We start from the raw sequence: 10,068 nt of genomic DNA on the forward strand, positions 1-10,068 counted from the left end.
GTTGTGAAGTTTCACGGCCGGCCGAACGCGTCAGCTGACCGGAATGAGCGCATCCGAATTCCGCCAACCGCAGGCGACGATCATTCCCGAATATCCGTCGCGCACCTCTGCCGCGGATTCCAGTCGTTGCACCTTGAAGTCATCCGCGAATGCCTCAAGACTCGCGCGCACCTCGGATTCTCCCACGTCACACGCCGGGAAGAAATGCTCGCCCGTGTGATATCCCTTCGAATGTTCCATGAAGGCGGCAGCGAAGGGGGCACCGGGGGCCAGCGCGCGCATGAAGCGCTCGACGCCGAGTGAGAACTCCTGGTGGGAGGTGGTCATCGACTCGGCGACGAAGAACATCGTGCCCATGGACCACTGGCGCTTGTACGCCGCCAGCTGGAAGAGGTCGCCCTGCTCGACCGAGACGACCTTGCGGAACCTCTCACGCGGGTCCGCGCCAAGGGAGTTGTACGCCTCGGACTCGCACAGGACGTCCCAGAACTGGTCCCAGTTCCGGTCGTAGGAGTCGACCTGGCGGGTGAGGTACCCGACGTTCGCGGGCGAGCGCTCGAAGAGGGTGATCTCGTCGCACCACGGCATCATCGCGAGTGCGGGATAGAGATTGGCACCGGCGCCCACGTCGATTCCGGAAACGGGACCGACGCCCTGCTTCCGGAAATGATCGCCGAAATGATCCCGGATCATGTGCAGGATCTCCGCGTCCTCTGCCTGTAAGTCGCGGTAGTTGTGATCAACGTAGGCGATCGGGTCGAACGCCGCCCAGCGCACATCCTTGTTCTTCAACTGGACGTCCCCCGACGATCTCTGGGTCATTCACTCACGGTACCAAAGGAAGGCGCACTGGGAGCGCGTCGAGGCATAAGACCCTCGCCCTCTTGTTCCGCGGAATCGCCCTGCTCAAGATGGGCTGATCTCGAACCGGGCGCCTGAAACGGAAGGCAACGGGTGCTCACCCGCACGAGTGACGCCAATCCATCACATAGGGGGCAGTTGATGGCTATGCCGGAGGAACGTTTCCCTGCGCTGGGTCGCCGCTCCGACCAGGCGTTCCTCGCCGACAGCAGTGATCGGCCGTTGACGATGAGAGGCGTCACCGAGGCGGATCTGCCCGAACTCCTCCGCGTCGACGAGGAGGTCTTTCCGGAGGACCCGTACCCGTACTTCGTACTGCGTCAGCACCTCGACGTCCACGGCGACCGCATCCTCGTCCTGGACGACGGGGACTGCCTGCACGGCTACGTCCTCTTCGTCACCACCTCGGACGGCTATGTGACGTGGGTGCTGAGCCTGGCCGTGAGCGCGGACCAGCGGGGGCGGGGGCTGGGCAAGCGGCTGATGCTGGAGGTGCTGCGGCAGCTGCGCAGGGAGCGGGTGCACGAGGTGCGGCTGACGGTCGAGCCGACGAACGCGGCGGCGATCATGCTGTACCGGTCGCTGGGGTTCGCCGCGGAGGGCGGGGTGCGCAGGGACTATCTGGGCCCCGGGGAGGACCGGCTCGTCATGAGACTGGGGTTGGGCCAGGGGTAGGAGAGGGCGGGGGGGGTAATCCCCCGGGCCCGGCGGGGTAATCCCCCGCCCCCATACGGGAGTTACCGGGATGTGACGCTCCGTCAATCTCGGTCAGGCTGCTGTGCATGAAGCAGATCACGAAGAGTGCCGCCCTGATCGCCGCCGCCTCCGGAGTCGTCTTCGGGCTCGTCACCCCGCTCACCGCGTCCGCCACCGGCACGCCCGCGCCCCTGAAGTGGGGCGAGTGCGAGGGCGAGGGGCTCGATCCGCGCCAGCGGTGCGCGACCGTGTCCGTACCGATGGACTACTCCGACCCCGGTGGCGAGCGGATCGAGATCGCCGTCTCCCGTATCCCCAGCGAGAAGCCGTCGGTCCGCAGGGGCGCGCTGCTGATCATCCCCGGCGGGCCCGGCGGGGACAGCCTCGCCGAACCCTCGGACAAGGGCCAGCGGCTGCCGAAGGAGGTGCGGGACGCCTACGATCTCATCGGGTTCGCCCCGCGCGGCAACGCGCCTTCCACGCCGGTCAGTTGTGACGTCGAGCACCGTGACCTCGCGCGCACGGCCCTGCGCCCCTGGCCCGCCCCGGACGGCTCCGTCACCGAGAACATGGTCACCGCCCGGCGCATCTCGGACGCCTGCGCACGCAACGGCGGTGAGCTGATGAAGCACATCAGCACCAAGAACAACGCCCGCGACGTCGACAGCATCCGAGCCGCGCTCGGCGAGCGCAAGCTGTCCGCCTGGGGCGACTCGTACGGCACGTACACCGGCGCCACCTTCGCCACGCTGTTCCCGCACCGCACCGACCGGATCGTGCTGGACAGCAACGACAACCCCGACCCCGTGCGGGCTGAGCGCGCACTGCTGGAGGCGTTCGAGGTGGGCGTCGAGGACAACTTCCCCGAGTTCGCCAAGTGGGCCTCCAGGCCCGGCAACCCCGACCGTGTCGCCGGCACACCGGCCGAGGTGCGCTCGCGTTTCCTCGCCCTCGCCGCCCGGCTGGACCGCGAGCCCCTCCCCTGGCCCGGCGCCAACCCGGCGCGGCTGGACGGCAACGGGCTGCGCCAGACGATGCTGGACAGCCTGTACGACCCCGAGGACTACCCGGTGCTGGCGAAGACGATGCTGGCGGCGGAGAAGGGCGAGCTGCCGCCCGCGCCGCCGAGCCCGCCGGAGGCGCTGGTGCAGAACTACACCGCGGTCGGCGCCGCGACCATCTGCAACGACGCCGCCTGGCCGAGGTCGGCCGCGGTGTACGAGAAGGGCGTCGCCGAGAGCCGGGCGAAGTATCCGCTGACCGCGGGCATGCCGAGGAACGCGATGGTCTGCGCCGCGTGGCAGTGGCAGCCGAGCGAGGCGCCGCCCCGGGTGACCGACCGTGGGCCGTCCAATGTCCTGATGGTGCAGAACGAGCGGGACGTGGCCACACCGCTGAGCGGCGCCCTGAAGATGCGCGAGGCCCTCGGCAGGCGGGCCGTCATGGTCACGGTGAACTCCACCGGCCACGGCGCCTACCTGGAGAACGGCAACGCGTGCGGCGACGCGACGGTCTCCCGCTTCCTGGCGACGGGCGAGCGCCCGGGCCGGGACACGTACTGCCGCTAGGTCGTGCCCGCAAAGTCCCGTCGTCCGCCCGGAGGGCGGGCCCCGCGGCGTCGTGGGGGCACCTCCCGCCCGAGCCGTGCGAAGCGCGGTTCGAGGGTGGGGGAACGTGCGATGGGGGTGCCCCCTCTGGGGGAGCGTGCCAGGCGTCGCGGGGCAGGCGGGACTTTGCGGACACGACCTGGGCCCAGGGCCCGGCAGGCCTGGGTCAGCGTTCGGTGAGCGGGGCCGGGGCCTCCTGGACCGCCCAGCCGTTGCCGTCGGGGTCCTGGAAGAAGAGAAAGCAGTTCCAGCTGTCCTCACCCCGGCCCTCCGCCCAGCCGGACGCGCTCACATGCATCACCGGGGTCACCTCGACCCCGCGTCCGGTCAGCTCCGCCCTGGCCGCCTCGAGGTCCGTGACACAGAGCTGGAGGCCCTGCATGGATCCGGGGGCCATCCGCGGCTGCCCCGGCGACTGGGGCATGCCGGACTCCAGCACGACGGAGCAGCGGGAGCCGGGCGGGGTGAGCTGGACGAAGCGGCCGACGCCCTCGAACCACGGGGAATCGATCTCGGCACGGTAACCGCACTGGTCGACATAGAAGGCCTTGGCCCGGTCCAGGTCGGTGACCGGCACGACGATCAACTCGAGGGTCCAGTCCATACGCTCACCTCCCCGGCCATGGTCCCTCCAGGTTGCGGACTACGCCCGTCGGCAGTAGTGGCGGGCCACCGCGTGGTACGCCTCCTTCGGCTCCCAGTGCCAGTCCGAGGAGGGGTCGTCGGGGCGGTCCTTGATCGCCTTGGTGATGCCGTAGCTCGCCAGGTCGAGGTCGTAGCGGGGGTTGTCGGGGCGGTGCGGGGCGTCCGCGGTGAGGAACTCGAAGGCCATCGCCGCGTACAGGCCCATCGACTCGAAGACGTCCAGCAGATCGCCCAGGTAGGCGGCCTGGGTCCGCTCACTGCGCACCACGTGGCCCTTGATCTCGTTCGGCTCCTTCGTGTAGTCGACGATGTCCCAGCCCATGCCGCCCGCCTCGGGCGCGCCGACGTACGCGCACGTGCCGAACTCGGTGATGGCCAGGGGCTTGCCCCAGCGCAGGTAGCGGCGCAACTCCCGTACGTAGTCCGCACGTTGGGGGAAGTACGAGTAGTATACGAGTAGTAGTCGATGCCGATGACGTCGAAGAGGTTCCAGTCGACCGGTTCGAACTCCTCGTCCTGGGCGGCGGCGTAGCTGAGGCGGCCACGGAAGACGGAGCGGCCGACCGTCGCCGCCTTCGCGGTGAAGCGGGCCAGGCGGCGCTGCATCCGTGCCATGTCGACGGTGCCCTTCTGGAGGTTCTCGACGCGGTCCAGGACCGTCTCGCCCGGGATAATCCCCGGCACGAACAGCCAGAACTCGCAGCCCACGCTGAAGTCGACGCTCGCGCCCTGCCGCCGCAGCCGCTCCGCGAACCGCCCGCACTCGGCGATGCTCTCCAGGATCTCCCGCTCGGGCACGTCCGCGAGGGTCGGCTGGAGCCAGACGTGCAGCCCGCGCTCGGCGGCCTCGGCGGCGGTGGCGATGAGTCGCTCGACGCCGTCGCCGGTGACGTCGAGGGTGTCGGCGTGCAGGTCGTCGCGGATGACCCGGACGTCCGCACGCATCCGCGCGGCGCTCCACGCGGTACCGGGCGTCTCACCCTCGCCGACGGTGTAGACGACGCCCCTGTGCTTCAGCCCCTTGCGCTCCGGCCCCCTGCGCTCCGGCTCTCGCGCGGTCGCCGCGGCCTGCCCCGCGGGCAGCACCGCCCCCGCCAGTCCGACGGCCGCCGCCCCCGCCAGAAACCCTGCCCGGCTGATCCCCGTGGTCTTCTCCATACGGTCCATACGGCCACTGTGGCGAGCGCGGGCCCGCGGCGCCGTCGGCCGATGGTCTACGGCGGCGCAACCAAGGAATGACGCACGGCGTCGATCACTGAAGAGATCGTCACCATCAGACCGACGAAATCCGACCTACGAAATCCGAGCGAAGGAGTCCGAGATCTTAGGCCGACGCACCCTGCTGACCGCAGGCACCGCCACCGCAGCCGCGCTCCTCACCGGCGCACCCGCCCATGCCGCCACCACCGACCGGCTGCGCGAACTGGAGTCCCGACACGGCGCCCGCCTGGGCGTGTTCGCGCACAACCTCGCCACCGGGCAGACCGTCCGCCACCGCGCCGACGAGCGTTTCCCGATCTGCTCCCTGTTCAAGACCCTCGCAGCCGCGGCCGTTCTGCGCGACCTGGACCAGGACGGCGAGGTGCTCGACAAGCGGATCCACTACACGGCGGACGACGTGGTGGAGAACTCCGACATCACCGAGGACCATGTCGCCACCGGCATGACCGTCCGCGAACTCGCCGACGCGGCCATCCGCTTCAGCGACAACACGGCCAGCAACCTCCTGCTGCGCGAACTCGGCGGCCCCACCGCCATCACCCGTTTCGCCCGTTCCCTCGGCGACCCGGTGACCCGCCTCGACCGCTGGGAGCCGCACCTCAACTCGGCGGAGCCGTGGCGCGTCACGGACACCACGACGCCGTGTGCGATCGGCCGGACGTACGCCCGCCTTGTCCTCGGCGACGCCCTGAACCGCCCCGATCGCGACCTCCTCACCCACTGGCTGCTGAACAACACCACCAGCGTCAACCGCTTCCGCGCCGGCCTGCCCGAGAGCTGGGCACTGGCCGACAAGACGGGCGGCGGCTCCTACGGCACCAACAACGACGCGGGGATCGCCTGGACCGAGGACGGCACCCCGCTCGTCCTGGTGGTCCAGACGACGAAGCCGGAGCAGGGTGCGGCGCCAGACCACGCCCTGATCGTGAAGACGGCAGAGCTGCTGGCGGACACGCTCACCTGAAGCGCCGCACGTACCTCCGCTGCCAGGGCGTCTCCACGGCGTGCCGGTCGTATTCGCGCCGCACGAAGTCCACGGCCTCCTCGGCCGGTACGCCGTCCAGCACCGCCAGACACGCGAGCGCCGTCCCCGTACGCCCGCGGCCGCCGCCGCACGCGATCTCGACGCGTTCGTCGGCGGCCCGCTCCCAGGCCTCGCCGAGGGCGCTGCGGGCGGCCTCGCGGTCGGCCGGGAGGCGGAAGTCGGGCCAGCGGATCCAATGGGAGGCCCAGGGGACCTCGGGGGGCGGCTTCCCCAGGAGATAGACGCCGTACGACGGGGTCTGCGCCCCCGGTGCGAGAGGGCGGCGCAGACCCCGGCCCCGGACCAGGCGCCCGGAGGGCAGCCGGAGGACCCCGTCGCCGCTCTCGTCCCACTGCTTCGCGCGCACCTTCTCGCCCTCCACGGTCCTGTCGTCACGCCTGCGGTGTGCCGGCCCTGGGCACCGCTCCGTTGACCGCGGCGGCCAGACTGAACGGAGCCTCCCGATTCCTCATCGGCCTGGTCACCTGCTTCGCCACGCACGACGGGATGCCGGCCACCGCGTCCGCCGCCTGCATCCGGTAGGCGCTCGGCGACATCCCGACCAACTCCGTGAACCGTGTGCTGAAGGTGCCCAGCGACGAGCAGCCGACCTCGAAGCACACCTCGGTGACGCTGAGGTCGCCGCGGCGCAGCAGCGCCATCGCGCGCTCGATGCGCCGCGTCATCAGGTAGCCGTAAGGCGACTCGCCGTAGGCGGCCTTGAACTCACGGCTGAGGTGCCCGGCCGACATGTGCACGCCCCGCGCGAGGGCCTCGACGTCCAGCGGCTGCGCGTACTCCCGGTCCATCCGGTCGCGGACGCGGCGCAGCGCGACAAGGGTGCGCAGGCGCTGTTCCTCGGGCGTCGAGTGGCTGGATCGCACACCCGTATCCTCCCGGGCCGCCTCCCACCTCGTCCACTCCCGCGTCCGGCTCTGACGGGCACGGGACGAGAGGAAGGCCCTCACCGGTGTCGTGGTGAGACACATCGCGGTCAGCCGCCGACGTAGGCCGCGAGGTGCTCACCGGTGAGGGTGGAGCGCTCGGCGACGAGGTCGGCGGGGGTGCCCTCGAAGACGATCCTGCCGCCGTCGTGGCCGGCGCCGGGTCCCAGGTCGATGATCCAGTCGGCGTGCGCCATGACGGCCTGGTGGTGCTCGATGACGATGACCGACTTGCCGGAGTCGACGAGCCGGTCGAGCAGACCGAGCAGCTGCTCGACGTCGGCGAGGTGGAGGCCGGTGGTGGGCTCGTCGAGGACGTAGACACCGCCCTTGTCGCCCATGTGCGTGGCCAGTTTCAGCCGCTGCCGCTCACCGCCGGACAGGGTGGTCAGCGGCTGGCCGAGGGTGAGGTAGCCGAGGCCGACGTCCGCCATCCGCTCCAGGATCCTGTGGGCGGCCGGGGTGCGTGCCTCACCGGCGCGGAAGAACTCCTCGGCCTCGGTCACCGACATCGCGAGCACCTCGCTGATGTCCCGGCCGCCGAAGCGGTACTCCAGCACCGACGCCTCGAACCGCTTGCCCTCGCAATCCTCGCAGGTGGTGGCGACGCTCTGCATGATCGCCAGGTCGGTGTAGATGACGCCGGCGCCGTTGCAGGTGGGGCAGGCGCCCTCGGAGTTGGCGCTGAACAGGGCCGGCTTCACACCGTTGGCCTTGGCGAAGGCCTTGCGGATCGGGTCGGCCAACCCGGTGTACGTGGCCGGGTTGCTGCGCCGGGAGCCGCGGATCGGGGTCTGGTCGACCGAGACCACGCCCTCCTCGGCGGGGATCGAGCCGTGCACGAGTGAGCTCTTGCCGGAGCCGGCGACGCCGGTGACGACGGTGAGCACGCCGAGCGGGATGTCGACGTCCACGTCCTGGAGGTTGTTCGCCGTGGCGCCGCGGATCGCGAGCGTGCCGGTGGCCTTGCGGACGGTCTCCTTCACCGCGGCCCGGTCACCGAGATGGCGCCCGGTGACGGTGTCGCTCCCCCGCAGCCCTTCCAGGGTGCCCTCGAAGCAGACGGTGCCGCCCGCCGTGCCGGCGCCGGGACCGAGGTCCACGACATGGTCGGCGATGGCGATCGTCTCCGGCTTGTGCTCGACGACCAGCACGGTGTTGCCCTTGTCGCGCAGGCGCAGCAGCAGGTTGTTCATCCGCTGGATGTCGTGCGGGTGCAGACCGATGGTCGGCTCGTCGAAGACGTACGTGACGTCGGTGAGCGAGGACCCGAGGTGGCGGATCATCTTGGTGCGCTGCGCCTCACCGCCGGAGAGCGTGCCGGAGGCCCGGTCGAGCGAGAGATAGCCGAGGCCGATCTCCACGAACGAGTCGAGGGTGTGCTGAAGCTTGGTGAGCAGCGGCGCCACGGACGGCTCTTTCAGCTTCCTGACCCACTCGGCCAGGTCGCGGATCTCCATCGAACAGGCGTCGGCGATGTTGATCTTGTCTATCCTCGAGGAGCGGGCGAGTTCGCTGAGCCGGGTGCCGTCGCAGTCGGGGCACCGGGCGAAGGTGACCGCACGGTCCACGAAGGCCCGGATGTGCGGCTGCATCGACTCGCGGTCCTTGGACAGGAAGCTCTTCTGGAGCTTCGGGATCAGGCCCTCGTAGGTGAGGTTGACGCCGTTGATCTTGACCTTGGTCGGCTCCCGGTAGAGGAAGTCGTGCCGCTCCTTCTTCGTGTACTTCCGGATCGGCTTCTCCTTGTCGAAGAACCCGGACTCGGCGATGACCCGCACGACCCAGCCGTCGCCGGTGTAGGTGGGGATGGTGAACGGATCCTCGGACAGCGACTTGGAGTCGTCGAAGAGCTGCGTGAGGTCGATGTCGGAGACCGTGCCGCGGCCCTCGCAGTGGGTGCACATACCGCCGGTGCGGCTGAAGGTCACCTTCTCGGTCCTGGTCTTGTCGGCGCCGCGGTCGATCGTCATCCCGCCGCTCGCCGAGACCGAGGCGACGTTGAAGGAGTACGCGGCGGGCGGGCCGATGTGCGGTGTGCCGAGGCGGCTGAAGAGGATGCGCAGCATCGCGTTGGCGTCGGTGGCGGTGCCGACGGTGGAGCGGGGGTCGGAGCCCATCCGCTGCTGGTCGACGGTGATCGCCGTGGTCAGACCGTCGAGTACGTCGACCTCGGGGCGTGCGAGGTTCGGCATGAACCCTTGCAGGAAGGCGCTGTACGTCTCGTTGATCAGCCGTTGCGACTCGGCGGCGATGGTGTCGAAGACGAGCGAGCTCTTGCCCGAGCCGGAGACGCCGGTGAACACCGTCAGACGACGCTTCGGGATCTCGATGCTGACGTCCTTGAGGTTGTTCTCACGAGCGCCGTGCACCCGGATCAGGTCGTGGCTGTCGGCAACGTGCGGCGCGGTCATCATGTTCTCCATCTACAGGTGGTCGGTCGGCAACGCTGCCGGTAGGCATGGGGTGAGGTGGGGGCGGGCGGGCTCAGCCCCGGGCCTGGATGCGGATCAGGTTGCCCGCGGGGTCGCGGAAGGCGCAGTCGCGGATGCCGTACGGCTGGTCCGTGGGCTCCTGGACCACCTCGGCGCCGGTCGCCTGCACCTTCTCGAAGGTGTCGTCGACGTCGGCGGTGGCCAGGAGGATCCAGCCGTAGGTTCCCTTGGCCATCATCTCGGCGATGGTGCGGCGTTCGTCCTCGGTGATGCCGGGGTCGGCGGCGGGGGGTGCGAGGAGGATGGACGTGCCGGGCTGGCCGGCGGGGCCGACCGTGATCCAGCGCATCTTGCCCTGGCCGACGTCGGTGCGGATCTCGAAGCCGAGGGCGTCGCGGTAGAAGGCGAGGGAGGCCTCCGGGTCGTCGTGCGGGAGGAAGCTGGCGTGAATCGAGATGTCCATGTCCGTCACGCTAGCCGTGGGCCAGGGGCGCCGCTTCTCGATTCCTGACGGACCCGAGCCGGCCGCCTTTTCCCTCGCCCCCGCCGCCCCTACCCGTCCCATCCTCCTGGGGCTCCGCCCCAGACCCCGCTCCTCAAACGCCGGAGGGGCTGGATTTACCACCCGGCGTGCA

General features: G+C 70.0%; 9 protein-coding genes and 1 pseudogene. 3 read left to right on the plus strand and 7 right to left on the minus strand.

The window, feature by feature from the left end; genetic code table 11:
• Window positions 1-30: 30 nt before the first annotated feature.
• Window positions 31-822, minus strand: coding sequence for an SCO2525 family SAM-dependent methyltransferase (locus KUM44_RS27275; RefSeq protein WP_254390180.1), 792 nt, complete (start codon window positions 820-822; stop codon window positions 31-33).
• Window positions 823-1,002: 180 nt separating this feature from the next.
• On the opposite strand from KUM44_RS27275, the gene KUM44_RS27280 reads away from it, so the two are divergent.
• Entirely contained in the window at window positions 1,003-1,536 is a 534-nt protein-coding gene (locus KUM44_RS27280; RefSeq protein WP_217212019.1) for a GNAT family N-acetyltransferase, read from the plus strand.
• A 107-nt stretch (window positions 1,537-1,643) separates the two neighbouring features.
• Window positions 1,644-3,125, plus strand: coding sequence for an alpha/beta hydrolase (locus KUM44_RS27285; RefSeq protein WP_217212021.1), 1,482 nt, complete (start codon window positions 1,644-1,646; stop codon window positions 3,123-3,125).
• Between the two features lie 205 nt (window positions 3,126-3,330).
• Here KUM44_RS27285 and KUM44_RS27290 read toward each other — a convergent pair whose 3' ends face one another.
• Complete coding sequence (locus tag KUM44_RS27290) at window positions 3,331-3,768, minus strand: VOC family protein (RefSeq protein WP_217212023.1); 438 nt, start codon at window positions 3,766-3,768, stop codon at window positions 3,331-3,333.
• A 39-nt stretch (window positions 3,769-3,807) separates the two neighbouring features.
• Window positions 3,808-4,967 (minus strand): annotated as a pseudogene (locus tag KUM44_RS27295) (abortive phage infection protein).
• A gap of 142 nt (window positions 4,968-5,109) precedes the next feature.
• Between KUM44_RS27295 and bla the strand changes: the two are divergent.
• Complete coding sequence (bla, locus tag KUM44_RS27300) at window positions 5,110-5,994, plus strand: class A beta-lactamase (RefSeq protein ID WP_217212032.1); 885 nt, start codon at window positions 5,110-5,112, stop codon at window positions 5,992-5,994.
• Here bla and KUM44_RS27305 read toward each other — a convergent pair.
• The 4 genes from KUM44_RS27305 to KUM44_RS27320 all read right to left on the minus strand — a co-directional run bounded on the left by KUM44_RS27305 (window position 5,987) and on the right by KUM44_RS27320 (window position 9,896).
• Complete coding sequence (locus KUM44_RS27305; protein ID WP_308402732.1) at window positions 5,987-6,436, minus strand: protein-tyrosine phosphatase family protein; 450 nt, start codon at window positions 6,434-6,436, stop codon at window positions 5,987-5,989. The two genes, bla and KUM44_RS27305, sit on opposite strands and share 8 nt — an antisense overlap.
• A 10-nt stretch (window positions 6,437-6,446) precedes the next feature.
• On the minus strand, window positions 6,447-6,863 hold the full coding sequence (locus tag KUM44_RS27310) for a helix-turn-helix transcriptional regulator (protein ID WP_217212036.1): 417 nt from the start codon (window positions 6,861-6,863) through the stop codon (window positions 6,447-6,449).
• Window positions 6,864-7,048: 185 nt separating this feature from the next.
• On the minus strand, window positions 7,049-9,424 hold the full coding sequence (locus tag KUM44_RS27315) for an excinuclease ABC subunit UvrA (RefSeq protein WP_217212025.1): 2,376 nt from the start codon (window positions 9,422-9,424) through the stop codon (window positions 7,049-7,051).
• A 61-nt stretch (window positions 9,425-9,485) separates the two neighbouring features.
• A complete protein-coding gene (locus tag KUM44_RS27320) occupies window positions 9,486-9,896 on the minus strand; it encodes a VOC family protein (RefSeq protein ID WP_217212027.1) in 411 nt (136 codons plus the stop codon).
• Between the last annotated feature and the right edge of the window lie 172 nt (window positions 9,897-10,068).

It is taken from the genome of Streptomyces sp. AC550_RSS872, assembly GCF_019049285.1.
Taxonomy (GTDB): Bacteria; Actinomycetota; Actinomycetes; order Streptomycetales; family Streptomycetaceae; genus Streptomyces.